We start from the raw sequence: 19,433 nt of genomic DNA, 5'->3' as shown, positions 1-19,433 counted from the left end.
GGAGGTCTTTTATTATTCAAAACTGTTCGTTATATCATATTCTTTTTTCTTCTTCTCTAACCATGTTGAATATTCTGTTTGAAGTTTCTCATTGAAGATTGCTTCTTTTACTTGTGCTTTGCTATCTTTATAACTTGCTTGTTTGGCTTCTTTAACATCTTCTACCTTAATAATATGATAGCCATAGTCTGTTTTGACAGGGTCACTAATTTCTCCCTTCTTCATCGAGAAAGCTTTTTTATCAAATTCATCAGTCATTGTGCCTTCTTCAAAGTATCCAAGCTCTCCACCACTTTCACTTGTTGCCGTGTCTGTGGAATATTTTTTCGCTAATGTTGCAAAATCTTCTCCTTTATCTAACTTCTCTTTAATTTCCTTAGCTGTTTTTTCATCATCAACTAAAATGTGACTTGCTTTCACTTGCGCTGCTTGTGCAAAACTATCTTTATTTTCATTAAAGTATTCTTTCATTTCCTTTTCTGTAATTTTAATGGATGGTCGTAAAAGTTCTTCAATCTCTTTATTCTTTTTAATATCTTCTTTAAGAGAGCTTAAAGACACACCACTTGCTTCAAGTGTCTGATTAAACGTATCTTCTCCACCGTATTGTTCTTTTAAATCATCTAACTCTTGATTCACTTGCTTAGCCGTAATCTTAATATCTTCCTTTTCAGCTTCTTTATCGATAATCTTCTCGGTAATAAGAGTATCAACAGCTGCTGCTCCATTTTGATCTGCTAGAAGGTTATACACATCGTCTTTGGTAATATCGCTTCCGTCAACGCTCGCAACAACTTTTTCTTTTGAATAAACCCATCCACCGCAAACAATGAGAGCGACAAGAGCTACGCTTAAAATAATATACATAACCTTACGTTTAAATAGTTTCTTCATCTTTTAAACTCCTTTTTTCTATTCTATAATGCTTGTTTAGCATGTATTTTTTACAGGGAAGAGCTTATGCCGGAGAGAGGCATCTTTATGGAGATAAGCATAAGCTCTTTTGTTCTTCTTTCATAATGTAACAATTGAATGTGTCAGGAAGATGTCCGCTGCCTATTTTTTATAAAGATTTTCTTTTTCCTTTATGTAAATTGAAAAACCATATTAAAAATAAATAACTTAAGATGAAAGCGTTATTTTTTAAAATTTCTATTTTATCAAACTATTTTAATAATATTCTCTTGCTTAATTATGTCAGAGTTGCTATCATAGTGAACATTATCACAACCTAGTTGGGCATACATAAGTATAGGAGGATTTAAATTGAACAAAAAATTCACAATATTCTTATTATCATTAATTCCATTTGTAGGTCAGTTTGCTTTTTTACCTCTCGTAAACCGCATTCATCCTATTATTTTCGGATTACCACTACTTCATTTTTGGCTCTTTCTTTGGATTATTTTAACGCCTATTATTACATTTATTATTTATCGTGTACAAAAAACAGAAGGAGATGTTGAGTAATGCAAGGAAATTTAACAGCACTGTTAATCACATGTTGTATCATTTTAGCTGTTGTCTTTATTGGTTTTCTAGCAGGGCGGGACAAATCATCGCGAAGCTCTGTTGAAGAATGGTCTGTTGGAGGAAGACGTTTTGGTAGTATTCTTGTTTGGCTATTAGTTGGGGCAGATCTTTATACAGCATATACGTTTCTCGGTTTAACAAGTACTGCTTACCAAGGAGGGAGCACTGCTTTCTTTGCGATTCCATATTCCGTTATTGCTTTTTTCATCTCTTACTTTTTCTTACCAAAACTGTGGAGTGTCGCAAACAAACATCGTTTAACAACACTTGCCGATTATGCTCGTGAACGGTTTAGCAGTAAGTTTCTATCTTCTTTAATCGCTATTGTTGGTGTACTAATGCTTATCCCTTACATTTGCTTACAGCTTAGCGGGATTCAAGATACTCTTACTGCTGCAGGTACAGGTTATATCAATGTAAAGGTAGTTGTTATTATCTCTTTTCTTCTTGTTGGTCTTTATACATTTTTTAGCGGAATTAAAGGTCCTACGTATACAGCTATTATTAAAGATATTTTAGTTTGGGTTATTATGCTTTTCATGGTTGTGTCTCTTCCTATTATTCATTTTGGGGACTGGGGAACAATGATTAATAAGATTTCACAAGAAGCACCTGAAATGCTTACACTCCCAACGGAAGGTCCAAAAGGGATTCCATGGTTCATTACCGCTTCCCTTGTATCAGCACTTGCTCTCTTTATGTGGGCTCATGCAGCAACAGGTGTATTTACAGCAAAAAGTGCAGATTCACTTCGCAAAAATGCTATCTTCTTGCCTTTATATAATATTGTGCTTATTCTCGTTATTTTCCTTGGATTTGTCGCTGCTCTGGTTCTTCCTGAAGATACAAATCCAAAGTTCGCTCTATTAAATCTCATTCAAATTTCATACGGTGGAGTTGGACAAGGACTTGCTTACTCAACAATTGCTCTTGCTTCTTTAATTCCTTGTTCAATCATGGCAATCGGAGCATCAAATCTATTTGCGAATAACATTTATCGCGATTTGATTAAGCCAGATGTAAATCCTAAAACATTAACACTTGTAACTCGTTCAATGGTATTTGTTGTTATTGGCCTTGCTCTTTTATTTGGGCTCCTTTTCCCACAAGCTCTTGTTTCTTTACAACTCTTAGGAGTATCTGGAATGGTTCAGATTTTCCCGGCAATTGTCATCAGCTTATTTTGGCGTAATCAAACAAAAGAAGCAACTGCCTTTGGACTCTTAGTCGGACTTATTGTAACTTTTACGGTTTATTCAACAGGTTCATCCTTTGGTATTTATGAAGGTTTCTGGGGCCTTAGCGCAAACGTCATAACAATGGCCATTATAAATCCTTTCTTTGTAAAAAAAGCACAGCGTTCTCGAAATGATGTTGTAAACACACTATTCTATAGTGCGAATAAAGAGGAAGGTAATTCTAAAAGTGCATAAAATAAAAGAGCGGCTTTAAAAGCCGCTCTTTTATTTTCTTACAATAGGCATTGAACAACAGCGGAAGGAACCGCCTGATTTAATAATTTCTGTAATATCCACTTCAACGATTTCATAGCCTCTTTTTTTCAATTCTTTATTTGTATTCTTATTAATTGGCAAGCTGATGACCTTTTTGTTTCCAATTGAAAGCACGTTCACTCCCAACGTAAACTGTTCATCTTCTTCAACATGAATTAAATCATAATGTTTCGCTAATACAGTTTCATATTTCTCTTCCATTGCTCCTCTAAATACAAGAGCTTCCTTTGGAGATAAAATATTAAATACACAGTCTAAATGGAGATATTTAGGATGAAATGGAATAGGAACAACTTCGTAGCCTTCCAGATGCCCTCTCAATACCTCTACTGCTTCTTCTGTTGTACGGTCACTAATTCCGACAAAAACATGATCTCCATCAACAACAACATCTCCGCCTTCAATGTTCGTCCCTTTTAAATCTATGTAATCGATTCCTAAGTTTTTTAACTCCTGCTTTAACACTTTCTGCTCATCAAAACGAATATCATTGCTCATCCCAGCAATAAACACTTTATCTCCAATCGTAAAGCCGATGTCTCTTGCAAAAACCTGCTCTGGACGATCTTCCCCAGGAGTTAAAAGATGAACATTTACATTATACTTTCTTAACGTATCTACAAACTGTTTATGCTGTGCCATGGCTTTTTCGACGTTAATATTTTCATCTTTAAAATGCTTCTGTGTTTCGTTAATCACATCGACAATTGTCATATGCTTTGGTTCACATAAAAACACATCACGTAATGGTTCATATTCAGTGTTACATCTTGGAACAAGTGGTTGAAATGATTGTTCTGGTAGCAAGTTTTTTCCTCCTCTATATACGTTATGTTTATTGTTCCCGTTTTTCATGAAGATATAACATGTAGAAATTTCGATGGTCTAGATGGGCTGCGACTATATCAGATTGAATCTAATTATGTATATAGTCTTCTATTATCTTCTTGTTTCTTCCTTCCGACTATATCCCTAGTATATCCATTTCATCAAAGTTTTCCGCTCCCATATCTGTACTTAAAATTTACGTGTCCATCAAAGTACTTTTCCCTTATAAAATAAAGAAAAACTCCTTCTACAGATCTGCAGAAGGAGCTTGCCTTTAAATGAACATATCGAACAGTAAAACAGCTCCGAAAGCGATAAATGAAAGCAATGTCTCCATTACTGTCCATGTCTTAAAGGTTTCTTTTACTGTTAATCCTAGGTATTCTTTTACTAGCCAAAAACCAGCATCGTTTACATGTGAGAGCATGAGTGATCCTGCTCCTGTTGCTATAACAAGTAATTCCAAGTTCACACCTGACATATTTGCAATAATGGGGGAAACAATTCCGGCTGCTGTTGTTAAAGCAACTGTTGCTGAACCTGTTGCAATTCGAATTAATCCGGCTACCATAAATGCTAAAACAATGGGAGATAGAGATAAACTTTCGGACATATTCGCAATCGTTGTTCCTACGCCACTATCAATAAGAATTTGTTTGAAACCACCACCAGCACCAATAATCAAAATAATTGAGCCAACTGGTAATAAGCTTTCATCTGTTAATTTTTTAATGAAGTTTTTATCCATCCCCTGACGCATGCCAAGTAGGTAGAAGGCCGCGAAACAAGAGATGAGAAGCGCAATGACAGGACTACCAATAAATACGAAGAAATTCATCAATACATTAGGCATTGTGATATATGGTGCGACAACAGACAATATCATCAATAGAACAGGTAATAGAATAACGAAAAATGAAACTCTTACACTTGGTAACTTTTGTAGACTTGTATTCACACGAACTAACTCTGGCTCTCCTTCAGGAATCACGCGTTTATGCACCCATTTTGCAAACAATGGACCTGCGATGATAGCTGTAGGTAGGGCAATAATGAGTGAGTAAAGAAGGACTCTTCCAAGATCAGCATTATAAATACCGATTGCAGTCATAGCTCCTGGATGTGGGGGTACAAGACCATGTACAATAGATAGCCCCGCAATAACAGGTATCGCAATTAGCAAAATATTTTGTTTCGTTGTTTTACGAATAGAGATAACAAGAGGTAATAAGATGACAATTCCTACTTCAAAGAAGACAGGGATTCCGATGATAAAACCTGAAAATAACATTGCCCACGGTAATTTCTTCACTCCAAACAATCGAACAAAGAAATCGGCTACTTGCATTCCAGCACCTGAATCTGACATGATTTTCCCTAAAATTGTCCCTAATGCTAAAATTCCAACCAAATGCCCTAAAACACTTCCAACCCCAGTTTCATAGGCACCAACAATTTTATCCATTGATAATCCCGACATAATGGCTAAAAATAAGCTTGCAACAGTTAAACTAATAAAGGCATGCCATTTCCACCATGATACTCCTAAAATAACAATTACAATAGATAATAAAGTAATAGTCAATACATATATATCCATATTGAATCCCTCTCCCCCCACTTGGTAAACGCTTTCATAAGAGCGGCGAGAAAAGAGTGCTACATTTTCTCGCTGCCTTTATACATCATAATTTACAACATAATGTTGCATTTCCGTATTGTAGTACCCTTCACTATATTCAATCAAATTACCCATTTCATCATAAGAATAGCGCAATCGTTTTAATAAAGGTGTCTTCCTTTTTACATGTAATCTATCTTCTACATAAGAAGGAGCAATAGCAACAGCAAACTGATCTCGAAACTTTTCTAAAGAAATATCTTGTTCTTCAATCACTTCGTACAAGGATTGAGTATTTAAGTCTGAGCGTTCAGTGCCTTCAATTTGTGTCGTTACATAATGTGTATAATGAATATACGGGACATCATCAAGATGATAAAGTCGTTCAACACGAAGACAATGCTCTCCAAATAATCGGTACGGTTCTGTTCCCTCTTCATTGCATACAACTTCTGCCTGCAACAACTGCCTTTGAATCTTATGACCTTCTTCTACTAAAACTTCTGTAAAACGTTTCCCTTTAGAAAGTTTTGAAGCGGAAGTATTGCGAATGACTTTTGTCCCTTTACCACTCTTCTTTTCTAGATACCCTTCTTGAACAAGTTCTTTAATTGCATTTCGGATGGTAATTTTACTGACATTGAATTCATTCTCCAGTTGCGGTTCAGAAGGTATATTCGTTTTAATAGGATATACACCGTGTAAAATCCGATCCTTTAAGATATTCTTAATTTGTAAATATAATGGTCCTTTTTTTCGAGATACGTTCACTGTTACATTCACTACCTTTCTACATCGCCCACTGATTCTGTCATCGCTCGGAATATATCGACTTCCGATGATATAGGGGTATCCCCTACGACTGTATGCGCAAGCATTCCTGCCGCTGTGGCAAATGCGACTGTTTTTTCTGGTGAAAAGCCTTCCATCTCACCATGTATAATACCACTCGCATAAGCATCTCCTGCTCCTATTCTATCATAGACAGAAAACGTGACGGTCTTAGAAAATGTGAATGTTTGATTCTTAAATATAAAACCACGTAATGAATGAGTATTGTCACCATTAATTGACCGATGCGTCCCCGCTATAACAGAGATTTTGTACTTTTTTGCAACGGCTGGAATAAGCTCTACAAGTTGTTCTGTACGTTCTTCTTTCTCCGTTTTCATACCAAGAACAAACATTGCGTCTTTTTCGTTCATCATGACGATATCAGCTAAATCTAGCATTTCCTCATAATATCTTTTTGACTTTTTATATCCGTCCTTACCCCAGAGGGACGGACGATAGTTACAATCAAAGACAACTGTGCCACCATTCTCTTTCACCGCTTTCGCAAATGTTTTCATATGTTGGCGGATAGAATCATTCATCGCAAGTGTAATTCCGCAAAAATGCACAACATCGATCTCACGTGCAATTTCTTCAAAATTATACGTTCCTTCCGAAGCTGTATTGAAACTGCTTTCTAATCGATTAGAATAGGTAACGCGACTAGGGCGTGCCCCAAATCCGTTTTCTAAAAAGTACATTCCAACATAATCCCCGCTTCGGTGGATGAACAACTGATTAATCCCTAATTTCTGAAGATAGGATGCGGCCGCATCACCAACTGCGTTATCTGGTAATGTAGACACAAGATACCCCGTATGGCCAAAACGCGCTAGAGCTGAAGTTACATTTACTCCTGTACCAGAGAAAGAATAATTTAATGTGCTTGCTTGTGACAGGAACTCATATCCTGGCACTTGCAAGCGCATCATAACTTCTCCAAAAGAAGCAACTCTCTTAGCCATGGTTATCCACCAATTTCTTTACTGTTCCAAGTAATTCACGGACATCCTTGACGTTTGTTTTGCCTGTTTCCTTATCAATAATTGATGAATACACATGAGGAATGATTTGCGGCACGTTAGCTTCTAAAGCAATGCGTAAAATGGCTTCGAAGTTCTCTTTGTCGATCCCACCTGTTGGCTCTAATGCAAATCCTTCTTCACCGCATGCTACTGCAACCGCACGAAATTCGTCCTCACGTGTTAATCCTTTCATTGGGAAGTATTTTAATGCATTCCCGCCCATATCGCGAACAAGAGCAATTGCTGTTTTAACAGGTACAATTGCCTGTTCATCCTGTGCAGCGCTTACAGGTCCTGTTGAAATATTTACATAACCCACACGTCCTGTTGGGGAAACTAGACTATTAATCCAGCTATCCTTTTCACCAAGATTAGCACGTGTTGCGCCAACAGCAGGAAATACTTGGTTGATATGACTTCCAGGATAATGTTTTGCAATCTCTGCTACGACAGCAGCTTGACGATTGTCGCCAGCCCCTAACCCAATTGATACTGCTTCTTCAATCTCTTCTCCATATTTCTTCATTGCTGCTACTGCTTCTTCTACCGTTGGGTAATCTTTCGAAAGAACACCAACTAAGACATGTCCTTCGGCTGCTTCAAATACTTCTTTGGCATTCTCTACACTATTTGCTAATACATTTAAAGCAACACGTTCCTTATAAAAACGTTCTGTAATTGTTGACATATTATTTTCCTCCTAATAATTCACGTATTTGAGATTCAATCACATGGATATCATCACCTTGAAGTGGGCGTGGATCGATATCGAAATAACCTTGTCTTACACCATAATCACGTGTGTAAATGGCAATATCTCCTTCACGCAACCCTTGCACAACTTCTTTTGCTGTTGTTTTTGTTTGTTCGGAATTAATTTGAATACGAGCACGGAATATAGCTCGACCTGCTTCATCCTGAACGATCGTAACTTGGACACCTTCAATTTCTTCTAATGACATCAACGTTTGCAACACTTCTTTTTCTTGTTCACTTTTATCTTCTTTGACACCGTATTCATCAAGAGCTTGAAGTAAACCAAAGGTAGTTTCTTTACCAACTTTCATACTTCTTCCAATACAATGTAATTGTACTTTTAACCATTCAATATAGTTTCGCTTACCACCAACAATCCCTGAAGTTGGTCCTTCAATAGCTTTTGAACCACTGTAAATGGCAAGATCCGAGTATTTCACATACTTTTGAATATCTTCTTCTGCTGCTGCATCCACGATAAGTGGAACACCATTACGCTTGGCAACTTCCCATGCCTCTTCAACTGAAATCATATTTTTTTGAACAGCATGATGAGATTTCACATAAAGAATGGCTGCTGTGTTTTCAGAAATAGCATCTTCGATATGTTCTGCTTTACCTTCATTAGCATAGCCCACTTCAATTAACTTGCCACCGCCCAAATAAATCATGGTTTCAACAGGGGCTCCATATTGGACATTATGTCCTTTCAGCATGATGATTTCACTTTTAGAAATCTCTTCTTGGTGCAGACGTTCACTTTTACGGCGGTTTCCTTGGGTTACAAGTGCTGCAACAGAAAGAGCAATTCCACTTGATGCTGAATTAACAACAACAGCTGCCTCTGAATCGAGAATTCTTGCGATATGATCGCCTGCTTTATCAACTAAGTCGGCAATCTCGACATAATTTTGTCCGCCTTGTTTCATTGCATCCATGACTGTATCTGTTGGGGCCGACACGCCAAGGATACTCATTCGTCCACTTGCATTAATTACACGTTTAAGTCCATATTTAGCATTCAATGAGTTCACCATTTGCAACCACTCCTTTTGTTTCTATTGTTCTTTCTGCTACACGCTTGTCTTCTTCAGAATCAATCAATGTAATCGGATTATTTTGAACTGTAAATAACGTTAAGTTTGCAATGTCTCCAACTTTAATTCGCCCAAGTTCTGGTTTTTTAAGCCAGTTTGCCGCATGGGTAGTAACCGCTGCGATAACCTCTTCAAGTGAGTATCCGAGGTAAAGAAATTTCGAGAGAACATTTGCCATACTATATACGGGACCATTTAAACGATTTCCACGGTAAATGTCTGTGCTAATTGTATTCAAACCGATATGATGTTGTTTTGCGGCTTCAGCAACCTTAAATGAAAAGCTTGCTGTCCCATGCCCCACATCCAAATGTACACCGCGTTCAATTGCATCAATTAACACTTGAAGTGGTTCTCCTTTATCACTGAAAAGGTTATTTTCTTTCCCATTAAGATAATGAGTAATAACATCATTTCTTTCTAAGAGTGGGATAACCTCTTCAATACGTGGCGGTGCAGAACCGATGTGAACCATTAATGGCAAAGATGTTTTGTGAGAAATTGTTCTTGCAACACGTAATGGTTCAATCCCACTATCACGGACAACACTGCTGCTAATACGGGCCTTTAGTCCAACAATGACATCTTGATACTTTTTAGCAGCCTGTACGGCCTTCTCTTTATCTATCCATTCCATATTTGATAACTCATCAACACGTTTTAAGCCAATCCGGGAGATGTTCAGAAAAGCAAACAAGTTTGTTTTGGCTTGTTCTCTGCTCGCAACCAAATCAGCAATTCGGTCTGCCCCACAACTTCCAGCATCAACAATTGTTGTTACACCTTGTTTCACACCTATTTCATCAATTTCATCACCATATGGATCAAACTCAGGAAATGCGTGGACATGTAAATCAATCCAACCACTTGATACGTACATACCTGAGTAGTCAAATACTAGCTGTCCATGTCCATTCCCAGCCTTTGTCACTTCAGCAATTTTACCGTCTTTGATAACGATATCAATTGCCTCTCCACTCACACGTTTTACGTTACGTAATACGAATCGCTTTTCCATTCATTTCACCTTTTCTTCAAATCTATTTGAATACGTTTTCAGAATGAGTTATATTCATATTTCTTTTTCACACATTTAGATTAGCATAGAAAATCAACAAAGTAAATATAACGTTATAATGTTTGTTGTACCATTTTATTCCGTGAAGGAGTACATTTTATCAAGTTTGATTAATTTCACCAATAGGACAGCATACTCAAACCTCCTTATCAAGAAGGAACGAAGGCCCTTTACAATAGCTTTCCTTAGAACGTAAATTCCATACCGATGTTAATTCCACTCTCCTTTCATAAAGGAATGCACGAAAAAGGACAGTGATTTTAAGCCATCACCGCCCTTTTCAAAATATAAGAACTATAAGTTTTTGAGCTTCATTTTGTGTTTACATCTAGACGCCAAGGGCTCTCAAGTTTAGACAATCCCTTCATAAGGCTGCAGAACAACCTTTTAGCCGGCTTATCTTTGTCATATTGGCACCTTACGCTTTTTTTTAATGGTGAATGTTATTTTGAATTCTCAACTTTTAGAAAGCTCTTTTAAGTCTTTTATATATACCTCACTTAAGGAAGCCACAGTCCTATCTGCCTGTGATAAATTCATATGAATTTCTTTATGCCTAACGCCAACGCAATGCATACCAGCTCTTTTAGCAGCTGTTAAACCATTGTATGAATCCTCTATAACTACACAATTTGATGTTGGAACTTCAAGTTTTTCGGCAGCATGGAGAAAGATATCTGGATCTGGCTTCCCTCTTTCGAAGTCTTCTCCACTTATCACCTCATCAAAATAGGCTCTTAATTCACATTGGTCTAATACATCTGATATTTTTTTCTTATTAGAGGAAGAGGCTAATGCAGTAGGAATACTGTGTTCTTTTAACTCCTGTAAAAGTGGCAAAACTGCAGGAAATAACAATGATTTAAAAGCCCATTCTTTCTGTGAGAATATCTCATTTTGCAAACAAATCAGCTCTTCTACACTTGGCGATAATGAAAATTTGTCTTTTAATATTGTCCATTTTCTTTTAGCTGTTCCTCCCACAAAACTAAGTTGGGTCTCCTCGTCCACCTGAATCTTCAGTTTCTTGAATACATCCTTGTTCCAACTCCGATAAATTGGTTCACTATCAATAATGACACCATCCATATCAAAGATGACAGCTAATTTTCCCATATTCTATTCCCCCTTGCTGACCTATTCATCATAATTTGCCTAGACGACCTCCTTTAACCATATCATAGTCGTAAATACTCTAAAAGGTATGCTCATGTGACGTTAAAAAGATGATGGAGTAAATTCCTTATTGATAATAGTAAAAAAATAGACTGCTTTTAAAAAAAGGAGCAATCTCCTGTATTCCCCTGTTCTTTTAACATGTTTCATTCAGTCCAAAATCGGTAAAAGAATGAATAACAGTTGAAAAGAAAAGGAGGAACAAGAAATGACAACATTACTTGAAATAAGTGTCACCCCTGTTGGAACAGAAAGCACAAGTTATAAGGAGTATGTCACAGATGCAGTTAAGTTAATTAAAGACAAGGGCTTACACTATCACATTGGCCCATCATCTACAGTAATTGAAGGTGAGATCGATCAGGTAATGGAAGTAGCTAAGGATATTCATAAACATTCGCTTAATCAGAATGCTAACCGTGTCGTAACGAACCTTAGAATCGAAGAACGTTCAGACAAAGACATGAGTATCAGTCATCAAATGGGGGCAGTGAAAGAAGCTTTTCAATAGATATTTCTTCCTCAATTTAATGATATAGAAGAAAGACATTCATAGCCTAAAGGCTTTTTGGAACCTTGAGCCTATTCTAGGTTTTTTTTCTCATAATAAAAAAGCGTATTCTCAATTTGAGAATACGCTTTTTGTAATGACCTGAGAGGGATTCGAACCCCCGACCCCTACCCTGTCAAGGTAGTGTTCTCCCGCTGAACTATCAGATCAACATAGTATAGTCTTAATTTTATGGATTGCTTCCTTTATTGTCAACCTTTTTATAAGTCACTCATAAAGTAGGAAGCAGTCTGAAAAGGAAAAAGGGCTGATTGTTAGTCAGCCTTTTTTTCTTACTTGTTATTATCATCTTTTTTATTTTCGTCACCGCTGTAATTTGGATCATCATTGTTATCAGCGCCGTCGTCATTAATATTTGCATCATCGTCAACATTGTCATTGTCGTCTGCATCATTTGTATTACCATCATTATCATTGTCTGTATTGTCATCTGTAGTGTTCGTATCTTCATTATTCATATCTTCATTATCCATGTTCTCATCCATGTTTTCATCATTATTCTCATTGTCTGTGCCATTATCATCGGTCACGTCGTTTTCTTCCTGCTGATTATTATCGTCATTTCCGCCATTGTTACAAGCAGTAAGACCAAAACTTGCGAGTAGAGATGCCGCTAGAATTAAAAGCCATTTTTTCATTGTAAAAACCTCCAATTTGTTATGTTTATCCATTTCATAGACTGTACAGTTTCCTTATTTTTATACAAAAAATTCGGGATAAAAATTAGCACCTCGGATATTCTAATAAATAGCTTTCTTACTTTAGAAAACGAGGGATTAAAATGGACAAAAACTATGAAGGTTACCCAGTTGCAGAATTATCAGAAGAGCAGCTTGAAAAGATTCAGCAGCTTGAACAAGAAATTGCTTCTTCTTTAAATGAGCATATTGTATTGATTGCCTATGAAGAAAAGAGATAAAAAAGGAACAGAGCCCTTCTCTGTTCCTTTTTTATATGACAAAATTAGTCAGTATTTGATATTCTTATAAAAGAACGGCTGTTAACAAAAGGGGGCTTTTGTATGAATATTGAACGCTATTTAGAGAGAATTCATGCCGTATTTAAACAAGAGCGCACGCTCGTTTATCTAACTTATTTACAACAACAGCATCTTTTTCATATTCCATTTGAAAATTTAGATGTTGTCTATAAAAAAGAGATTGTATTAAGTGAAGATGTTCTTTTTCATAAAATTGTTGAGAAAAATCGTGGTGGGTTTTGCTATGAGCTAAACAGTCTCTTTTGTGCTTTTTTACAAGAAATTGGATTTCAAGCAAAACTTCTTAGCGCTACTGTTCAAGATGAACAAGGGAAAGCATTTAGAGAAGAAAGCCATGCTACAACGCTCGTTCTTCTTAATGGAAAAGAATATCTTGTTGATGTTGGATTTGGAGATTCGGTTCGTCAGCCACTGCCTCTTTCAGGTGAAATGGTTCGCGATGTTAGTGGAACACATCGAATTTCCAAGTCTCAACAGCACTTTTGCTTACAAAAAAAGCTGAATGGAAAATGGATAACAAAATATCTCTTTTCTACAGAAGAAAAAGCTACAGATTCCTTTAAAGAAGTCTGTATCTTTACTCAAACGTCTCCTACCTCTCCTTTTACAGGTCGTAGAATTGTAACAATCGCTACGCCAAGAGGACGTGTAACACTCTCTGATAATACGCTAACAATTGCGCATGAAGAAACCAAAACGAAAAAAACATTCAAAGAAGATCAGTTTTTTCATATTTTACAAACTTACTTTCATATTCCTTCCTCTTCTTTATAAACTTAACACCCTATTTGGCTTTTGCTCATATACTGTTTTATCTTGGGATGTACACGGAGAGGAGACGGTTATGAACTTTCGAAAAGCAACACTTGGAGACTTTAGAGCCCTAAACACGCTTTTATTTGAGTCACAGCGCATGCATGCTAATGCACTTCCAGAGCTTTTTTCTATATCGCGGACAGTCATCCCCTACCCTGATTATCAAACAATGATTCATGGTTCTAACTTTCACATACTGGTGGCTGAAGAGTATGGAAAACTTATTGGATATTCAATAACTGAACTTACGGCAACTAGTTCTGGGATTGGACGTTCTAGTTCGCGTGCTGCTTATATGTACTACTTAGGCGTTGATACTTCTCATCAAAAGAGCGGCATTGGACGTAAACTGTTTGAGGAAGTAAAGAAATGGGCTATACAAAATAAAGCAAAGACAATTCATCTTAATGTATGGTCATTTAATCAAAATGCTGTTGCTTTTTATAACCGCCTTGGCATGAAAGAGATTGGAAAATTAATGGCTTATGAACTCCATTAATAAAAAGATCATCCTAACAAAATTAGGATGATCTTTTTATTAATTAACTCGTTCTTGTTCTTCCTCAAGCAAATCACGTTGTTTGTGAGCAAGACGACTTGCTGCACTTGCCGCAACGCTTGCGACAAGATCATCAAGAAACGTATTAACGCCTCTCTTTTTATCTGTATCAAGTTTATTAATAATACCAATTTTACACTTATCAAGATGACCAAATGTTGTAACACCAATACTTCCGTATGTTAATGTGGCACCAAAAGCAATTGTTTCATCAACGCCAAACAGCCCCTCATCTTGTTCTACAATCGTTTGAAGCGGCTCTGATAACATCCCCTTTTCAGCAAGCTTATCAAGCTCAACTCCAACAAGAATAGCATGCTGAATCTCTCTTTTTGTGAGGACTCTTTCAACACTTGTAACGCATTCTTCGATTGTTAGCTTATCATTGTAGGGCTTTTGCATTTCAAAAACAATTTCGGCTATATCCACAACAGTGACGCCACGTTCTTTTAATAAATTGAAGGTTGCTTCTGTAATTTCTTTGCTTGAAACAAAAGGTTTTTTTTCCACTATGTAGTTCCTCCTCTTATGAACGCAGTAAGGTGTTTCTTTTTTATTGTATCATGTGAAAAAGAGAGTGAAAAGAATACGACAGAAGGACAAACGAAAAACAGCACACGCCGCTTTCCCCCGCTGCTTTTCCTGTGATAAAATAAAGGTAACGCTTTCAAGTTTGGAGGATTTTTAATGGATTATCGCCCTGGAAAGATTGAGGAACTAACGTTTTATAGTGAAGAACTTCAGGAAGAAATGACGCTGCTTTTATATCTTCCAAAAACATATTCTCCACTTTTTAAATATTCCTTATTAATTGCTCAAGATGGGAAAGATTATTTTATGTTTGGAAAGCTATCACGGGCGCTTGATGAATTGTCTGAGGAAGAGGAAATTGAACCAACAATTGCAGTAGGCATTCCTTATAAATCAGTAGATGAGCGACGCAAAATGTATCATCCTGACGGGGAAAAGGTTGAACAATACGTTCGATTTTTAGCTCATGAACTCCTTTCTTATTTAGACGACCTTCTTCCAACTCATAAAATGGGAGGAACAAGAACACTTATTGGAGATTCGTTAGGTGGAACAGTTTCGTTATTAACAGCACTTCAATATCCTCACACATTTAATAAAGTTGTGGCTCAGTCACCGCTTGTGAATGAAACGCTTCTAAATAAAGTTGCGGACTTTTCTTCTCCAAATGCCTTACATATTTATCATACAATTGGTCTTCAGGAGACAGAAGTTAAGACAACGGACAAGAAAATTGCGGACTTTCTAACACCTAACAGAGAACTTTATCAACTTCTTAGTACAAAAGGATTTTCTTACTTTTATGAAGAGATGGAAGGAAATCATACGTGGAGATATTGGCAGAAAGATATGCCTCGCGCTTTAAGCAAAATGTTAAGTTAACTAACATACTTTTGAGAATATAATGTTTTTCAGAAATTTGCTATAATTAACAAGAAACTGCATCTTTATACAATTTAAGGAGGGACTGTATGATGAAATACGGAGTTGTTTTATTTCCATCAAAAAAATTACAGGATACTGCAAACTCTTATCGAAAACGCTATGATTCTAGATATGCTCTAATCCCGCCACATATTACAGTTAAAGAACAATTTGAAACGTCTAATGATGAGCTTGAGACGTTAATTCCTACATTTCGTGACATCGCTCATAAACTCAAGCCAATCACTATTAATGTCACTAAAGTTAGTTCTTTTTCTCCTGCAAATAATACAGTTTATTTAAAAGTTGAAAAAAATGATGATTTAAAAACGCTATATGAGCACCTTCATAGCGGACCTCTTGCTCAAGAAGTAGAATATTCCTATATTCCTCACATTACAATTGGGCAAAACCTATCAGATGATGAACATCTTGATGTATATAGTCAACTTAAACTTGTTGATATTAATCATGAAGAAGTTATTGATCGTTTTCATCTTCTTTACCAACTTGATAATGGTTCATGGACGGTTTATGAAACATTTCGTTTTGAACATGAATAACATCACTTAAAAAAGAAGGCACGGTAGAATCCCTAATCTTACAAAGATTCTACCGTGCTTTTTTAATTTTAAACATAAAAAGAGCTCCTACAAAAACAAGCAATGCTGCTGAAACTTTAAAACTCTGAACAAAATAATAAAAAAGATTATGTACGCTTTTCATTGCAAAATCTCCTTACTCTTATCAAACTATCTCTTAAATTCCACAAAATGTCATGTTACTAGTAACATCCTATATGATAATATGTTTTCGATGTTAATTACAAGTATTAGTTACTATAAAAAGTAAATGTTTTCCTGAAATATTCTTTAACGTGAGTTTGAAGTTCCCCTATGTTCCCCTCTTTACACAAGATCGTTAAAGAACTTTCCTTTTCCAGTTATTTCACTTATCGTCTTTTTTATTTGCATATTCTTTTGTCTTCTCATTTCTATTTCTTCTTTTTGAAATCTTTCATTACTTTCGTATAAAGCTTGTGTTAGAACTATTTTATGCACTGTTCCGCCCTTATAACTTTTTACTGTTCTATTAACGTATTGAAGGTACGTGTAATTTTCAATTGGTAAAATATACCCCACTCTTTCTCCCTCCTATTCTTTCCTATTATTTGCCCACATTTTTTCCTTCTAATCCTTTCAAAATACTGTTATTCTTTCGTTCTCCTTTCCATTCTGATATGATGAAGTTTGATTATAATGTTTAGATAAGTGCAAAGTGAGGAGACTATTTCATGAATCAAGCCATTTATCAAAATGAAATGATTTCACTTTCAACAATGAAAAGAGAGCTTTATCAATCTTTGTATGAAGAAAGTCAGCGTGGACTCGTTACATGCGCTCACTGTCATGAAAGTGTAAAGCTTTATATAGGGATGGAAAAAAAACCTTATTTTTATCATGCTTCAAAACCTTATGAACGCCCTGAATGCATAAAAAGCATAGAAGAAAAGGAGCAAAAAAAGGTTGTAAAAGAAACAAAACCGGCCTACCGTGAAAGTGCTGGATTTCGCTTACCTACAAGTAGAGCAATTAGTGGAAATACAGCAACTGTTGATGTGCCTTTTACAAAAACAAAAGCGCTTGTTTCTCAAAGTTCCTTCAAAACACGGAGAGGCACGGTTATTAATTATGCTGGGTTGTCTCTTGATATACAGCAGGAAGAAGCTGTAAAAAATACAGAGGGTCCATTGCTTGTTTTGGCTGGAGCTGGAAGTGGAAAAACACGAGTTCTCACAGCGCGTGCTGCCTACTTGCTCGTGGAAAAAAAAGTAGATCCATCTTCCATTATGCTTGTAACTTTTACAACAAAAGCAGCTCAAGAGATGAAAGAGCGGCTTCGTTCATATGAGGGGATTCAGTCCTCCATGATAGGAAAGATGGTAGTTGGAACATTTCACAGCATTTTTTATAGAATATTAAGCTACCATAAGCCACAAGAGTGGCGAAACGACCGTCTAATGAAGTGGGAATGGCAGCGCGAAAAGTTTGTAAAAATAGCAGCACGAGAGCTTGATATTGAAGAAGAACAGTTTCCTTTTGACCAAGCTTTAAACGAAATAAGCTATTGGAAAAACACCCTCATCTTACCGAGTGATGTTAAGCCTGAGAATCAATGGGAAAAAGATGTTCAATATCTTTACAGACGCTATGAAGAAATGCGAATAGAGCAAGGGATGTTTGATTTTGATGACATGCTTCTAGGTTGCTATGAGCTTTTAAAAGAAAATGAAGAAATTCGTGCTTATTATCAAGACCGCTTTCACTACTTTCTAGTTGATGAATTTCAAGATATTAATCTTGTGCAATACGAAATCATGAAGCTTTTAAGTGCAAAATCTCAAAATATCTGTGTTGTTGGCGATGATGATCAATCCATTTATGCGTTTCGTGGAAGCAATCCAAGTTTTATTCGAAACTTTAGCAATGACAATGACGGCACCCAAATTGTTACACTTAGTGAAAACTATCGTTCAAGTCATGCTATTGTGGACGGAGCAAATGCGGTTATTAAGCGAAACAAAGATCGCTATACTAAAAAAATGCGCGCTCAGTTTGAAAATGAGTTCACTCCGCTCTCCTTTTCTCCCTATGATGAAGAAGAAGAAGCAACAATGATCGTAACGGATATTAAAGAAAAGATTGAACAGGGAGCAGATCCTAGTGATTTTGCCATTCTATATCGTACACATACGATGTCAAGAGCTCTCTTTGAGCGACTGTCATCTTCTAATTTACCTTTTTCAATTGATTATGGTGCAGATTCTTTCTATAACAGACGTATGATCAAAGCAATGCTTGCCTTCTTACGATTGAGTATAAATGAGAACGACCAGGAAGCTTTAGGGCAACTTTTACCTGCTTTATTTTTAAAAGCTTCTGCTTTGAATGATGTAAAAGCATTGAGCATTTTACATGATTGTTCATATGTAGAAGCGCTTATGCATTTAACAAACCTTCAAAGTTTTCAAAAACGAAAGCTTATGAAGCTTGTTCCACTGTTTTCGACATTAAAAAATCGTTCTCCTCTTGGAGCAATTGATATTATTGAAAAAGAAATGGGCTTTAATCAGTTTGTAAAAAAGCGTGGCAATGAAGGAAATGCTATTGAAAAAGGTTCTGATGATATTCGGGATTTAAAAGTTGTAGCGAAAAAATTTAACACTGTAAAACAATTTATAGAACATGCTGATCACATGAAAGCAATGAATGAAGAAATGAAGAAACTTAGCAAAACATTTCCTTCTTCGATTACACTTACAACTATTCACCGTGCAAAAGGTCTTGAATATAATCATGTATATATAATAGGAGTTGTTGATGGGGCTCTCCCTCATGACTATGCTCTTGATGCTTATCGAAATGGGGACGAGGCCCCCCTTGAAGAAGAAAGAAGACTTCTTTATGTAGCGATGACACGAGCTAAACAATCTCTTTTTCTGTCTATACCAGAACATCGTAGAGGAAAGAAAGCCCACCCATCCCGCTTCCTCAAAGGTTTATTTTAAAA

21 protein-coding genes and 1 tRNA gene are annotated in these 19,433 nt (G+C 36.4%); 9 read left to right on the top strand and 13 right to left on the bottom strand.

Annotated features, from left to right (window positions below; all coding sequences use genetic code 11):
- Nucleotides 1-12: 12 nt before the first annotated feature.
- Nucleotides 13-894, bottom strand: coding sequence for a foldase protein PrsA (locus ACK3CR_RS06285; protein WP_243514328.1), 882 nt, complete (start codon nt 892-894; stop codon nt 13-15).
- Between the two features lie 372 nt (nt 895-1,266).
- Between ACK3CR_RS06285 and ACK3CR_RS06280 the strand changes: the two genes are divergently transcribed.
- Together ACK3CR_RS06280 and ACK3CR_RS06275 are read left to right on the top strand one after the other, a co-directional pair.
- A complete protein-coding gene (locus ACK3CR_RS06280) occupies nt 1,267-1,470 on the top strand; it encodes a DUF3311 domain-containing protein (protein WP_243514329.1) in 204 nt (67 codons plus the stop codon).
- Entirely contained in the window at nt 1,470-2,966 is a 1,497-nt protein-coding gene (locus ACK3CR_RS06275; RefSeq protein ID WP_243514330.1) for a sodium:solute symporter family protein, read from the top strand. Before ACK3CR_RS06280 ends, ACK3CR_RS06275 begins: the two co-directional genes overlap by 1 nt.
- 30 nt (nt 2,967-2,996) lie before the next feature.
- Here ACK3CR_RS06275 and ACK3CR_RS06270 read toward each other — a convergent pair whose 3' ends face one another.
- From ACK3CR_RS06270 to ACK3CR_RS06235, 8 genes are all read right to left on the bottom strand, one after another.
- Nucleotides 2,997-3,854, bottom strand: a complete 858-nt coding sequence (locus ACK3CR_RS06270; protein ID WP_243514331.1) for a dimethylarginine dimethylaminohydrolase family protein — start codon at nt 3,852-3,854, stop codon at nt 2,997-2,999.
- Between the two features lie 295 nt (nt 3,855-4,149).
- The gene (locus ACK3CR_RS06265; protein WP_268582384.1) at nt 4,150-5,475 is read right to left on the bottom strand and encodes a GntT/GntP/DsdX family permease; all 1,326 of its coding nucleotides are present in this window, start codon (nt 5,473-5,475) and stop codon (nt 4,150-4,152) included.
- Between the two features lie 78 nt (nt 5,476-5,553).
- Nucleotides 5,554-6,279 (bottom strand): GntR family transcriptional regulator, encoded by a 726-nt coding sequence (locus ACK3CR_RS06260; protein ID WP_026009672.1) that lies wholly within the window; start codon nt 6,277-6,279, stop codon nt 5,554-5,556.
- Entirely contained in the window at nt 6,279-7,295 is a 1,017-nt protein-coding gene (locus tag ACK3CR_RS06255; RefSeq protein ID WP_243514335.1) for a sugar kinase, read from the bottom strand. Before ACK3CR_RS06255 ends, ACK3CR_RS06260 begins: the two co-directional genes overlap by 1 nt.
- Nucleotides 7,288-8,043 (bottom strand): 2-dehydro-3-deoxy-phosphogluconate aldolase, encoded by a 756-nt coding sequence (gene dagF, locus ACK3CR_RS06250; protein WP_243514338.1) that lies wholly within the window; start codon nt 8,041-8,043, stop codon nt 7,288-7,290. Before dagF ends, ACK3CR_RS06255 begins: the two co-directional genes overlap by 8 nt.
- A gap of 1 nt (nt 8,044) precedes the next feature.
- On the bottom strand, nt 8,045-9,148 hold the full coding sequence (locus tag ACK3CR_RS06245; RefSeq protein WP_488975058.1) for a DgaE family pyridoxal phosphate-dependent ammonia lyase: 1,104 nt from the start codon (nt 9,146-9,148) through the stop codon (nt 8,045-8,047).
- Nucleotides 9,126-10,226 (bottom strand): amidohydrolase/deacetylase family metallohydrolase, encoded by a 1,101-nt coding sequence (locus tag ACK3CR_RS06240; protein ID WP_488975057.1) that lies wholly within the window; start codon nt 10,224-10,226, stop codon nt 9,126-9,128. Before ACK3CR_RS06240 ends, ACK3CR_RS06245 begins: the two co-directional genes overlap by 23 nt.
- Nucleotides 10,227-10,742: 516 nt before the next feature.
- Nucleotides 10,743-11,402: an HAD family hydrolase gene (locus tag ACK3CR_RS06235; protein ID WP_488975056.1), complete on the bottom strand. Its 660-nt coding sequence runs from the start codon at nt 11,400-11,402 to the stop codon at nt 10,743-10,745.
- A gap of 268 nt (nt 11,403-11,670) precedes the next feature.
- On the opposite strand from ACK3CR_RS06235, the gene ACK3CR_RS06230 reads away from it, so the two are divergent.
- Nucleotides 11,671-11,973: an MTH1187 family thiamine-binding protein gene (locus ACK3CR_RS06230; RefSeq protein ID WP_488975055.1), complete on the top strand. Its 303-nt coding sequence runs from the start codon at nt 11,671-11,673 to the stop codon at nt 11,971-11,973.
- A 137-nt stretch (nt 11,974-12,110) separates the two neighbouring features.
- On the opposite strand, the gene ACK3CR_RS06225 is transcribed toward ACK3CR_RS06230, so the two are convergent.
- Nucleotides 12,111-12,182: transfer RNA gene (locus tag ACK3CR_RS06225), tRNA-Val, on the bottom strand.
- Nucleotides 12,183-12,305: 123 nt separating this feature from the next.
- The gene (locus tag ACK3CR_RS06220) at nt 12,306-12,671 is read right to left on the bottom strand and encodes a hypothetical protein (RefSeq protein WP_243514358.1); all 366 of its coding nucleotides are present in this window, start codon (nt 12,669-12,671) and stop codon (nt 12,306-12,308) included.
- Nucleotides 12,672-12,814: 143 nt separating this feature from the next.
- Here ACK3CR_RS06220 and ACK3CR_RS06215 point away from each other — a divergent pair, with 143 nt between their 5' ends.
- The 3 genes from ACK3CR_RS06215 (at nt 12,815) to ACK3CR_RS06205 (ending at nt 14,348) form a co-directional block, all read left to right on the top strand.
- Complete coding sequence (locus ACK3CR_RS06215) at nt 12,815-12,952, top strand: hypothetical protein (RefSeq protein ID WP_243514360.1); 138 nt, start codon at nt 12,815-12,817, stop codon at nt 12,950-12,952.
- A gap of 102 nt (nt 12,953-13,054) precedes the next feature.
- The gene (locus ACK3CR_RS06210; RefSeq protein WP_488975054.1) at nt 13,055-13,807 is read left to right on the top strand and encodes an arylamine N-acetyltransferase family protein; all 753 of its coding nucleotides are present in this window, start codon (nt 13,055-13,057) and stop codon (nt 13,805-13,807) included.
- 70 nt (nt 13,808-13,877) lie between these two features.
- On the top strand, nt 13,878-14,348 hold the full coding sequence (locus ACK3CR_RS06205) for a GNAT family N-acetyltransferase (RefSeq protein ID WP_243514365.1): 471 nt from the start codon (nt 13,878-13,880) through the stop codon (nt 14,346-14,348).
- A 39-nt stretch (nt 14,349-14,387) separates the two neighbouring features.
- Here ACK3CR_RS06205 and ACK3CR_RS06200 read toward each other — a convergent pair whose 3' ends face one another.
- Entirely contained in the window at nt 14,388-14,918 is a 531-nt protein-coding gene (locus tag ACK3CR_RS06200) for a phosphatidylglycerophosphatase A family protein (protein WP_061803327.1), read from the bottom strand.
- A gap of 177 nt (nt 14,919-15,095) precedes the next feature.
- Between ACK3CR_RS06200 and ACK3CR_RS06195 the strand changes: the two genes are divergently transcribed.
- Together ACK3CR_RS06195 and ACK3CR_RS06190 are read left to right on the top strand one after the other, a co-directional pair.
- Entirely contained in the window at nt 15,096-15,821 is a 726-nt protein-coding gene (locus tag ACK3CR_RS06195; RefSeq protein WP_243514374.1) for an alpha/beta hydrolase, read from the top strand.
- 92 nt (nt 15,822-15,913) lie between these two features.
- Entirely contained in the window at nt 15,914-16,426 is a 513-nt protein-coding gene (locus ACK3CR_RS06190; RefSeq protein WP_243520967.1) for a YjcG family protein, read from the top strand.
- Nucleotides 16,427-16,771: 345 nt separating this feature from the next.
- Here ACK3CR_RS06190 and ACK3CR_RS06185 read toward each other — a convergent pair whose 3' ends face one another.
- Nucleotides 16,772-17,005: a hypothetical protein gene (locus tag ACK3CR_RS06185; RefSeq protein ID WP_243514375.1), complete on the bottom strand. Its 234-nt coding sequence runs from the start codon at nt 17,003-17,005 to the stop codon at nt 16,772-16,774.
- Between the two features lie 152 nt (nt 17,006-17,157).
- Here ACK3CR_RS06185 and ACK3CR_RS06180 point away from each other — a divergent pair, with 152 nt between their 5' ends.
- Nucleotides 17,158-19,431: an ATP-dependent helicase gene (locus ACK3CR_RS06180; protein WP_488975053.1), complete on the top strand. Its 2,274-nt coding sequence runs from the start codon at nt 17,158-17,160 to the stop codon at nt 19,429-19,431.
- The last annotated feature ends 2 nt before the right edge of the window (nt 19,432-19,433 follow it).

Source organism: Priestia sp. TRM10 (assembly GCF_057808375.1).
The sequence above is the reverse complement of the archived record's forward strand: the minus strand, read 5'-3'. Positions and strand labels throughout refer to the sequence as shown.

Coding starts and splice junctions, on each gene's coding strand:
- ACK3CR_RS06285 (WP_243514328.1), bottom strand. CDS start 894: ATGAAGAAACTATTTAAACGTAAGGTTATGTATATTATTTTAAGCGTA.
- ACK3CR_RS06275 (WP_243514330.1), top strand. CDS start 1,470: ATGCAAGGAAATTTAACAGCACTGTTAATCACATGTTGTATCATTTTA.
- ACK3CR_RS06265 (WP_268582384.1), bottom strand. CDS start 5,475: ATGGATATATATGTATTGACTATTACTTTATTATCTATTGTAATTGTT.
- ACK3CR_RS06255 (WP_243514335.1), bottom strand. CDS start 7,295: ATGGCTAAGAGAGTTGCTTCTTTTGGAGAAGTTATGATGCGCTTGCAA.
- dagF (WP_243514338.1), bottom strand. CDS start 8,043: ATGTCAACAATTACAGAACGTTTTTATAAGGAACGTGTTGCTTTAAAT.
- ACK3CR_RS06245 (WP_488975058.1), bottom strand. CDS start 9,148: ATGGTGAACTCATTGAATGCTAAATATGGACTTAAACGTGTAATTAAT.
- ACK3CR_RS06240 (WP_488975057.1), bottom strand. CDS start 10,226: ATGGAAAAGCGATTCGTATTACGTAACGTAAAACGTGTGAGTGGAGAG.
- ACK3CR_RS06235 (WP_488975056.1), bottom strand. CDS start 11,402: ATGGGAAAATTAGCTGTCATCTTTGATATGGATGGTGTCATTATTGAT.
- ACK3CR_RS06230 (WP_488975055.1), top strand. CDS start 11,671: ATGACAACATTACTTGAAATAAGTGTCACCCCTGTTGGAACAGAAAGC.
- ACK3CR_RS06220 (WP_243514358.1), bottom strand. CDS start 12,671: ATGAAAAAATGGCTTTTAATTCTAGCGGCATCTCTACTCGCAAGTTTT.
- ACK3CR_RS06215 (WP_243514360.1), top strand. CDS start 12,815: ATGGACAAAAACTATGAAGGTTACCCAGTTGCAGAATTATCAGAAGAG.
- ACK3CR_RS06210 (WP_488975054.1), top strand. CDS start 13,055: ATGAATATTGAACGCTATTTAGAGAGAATTCATGCCGTATTTAAACAA.
- ACK3CR_RS06205 (WP_243514365.1), top strand. CDS start 13,878: ATGAACTTTCGAAAAGCAACACTTGGAGACTTTAGAGCCCTAAACACG.
- ACK3CR_RS06195 (WP_243514374.1), top strand. CDS start 15,096: ATGGATTATCGCCCTGGAAAGATTGAGGAACTAACGTTTTATAGTGAA.
- ACK3CR_RS06190 (WP_243520967.1), top strand. CDS start 15,914: ATGAAATACGGAGTTGTTTTATTTCCATCAAAAAAATTACAGGATACT.
- ACK3CR_RS06180 (WP_488975053.1), top strand. CDS start 17,158: ATGAATCAAGCCATTTATCAAAATGAAATGATTTCACTTTCAACAATG.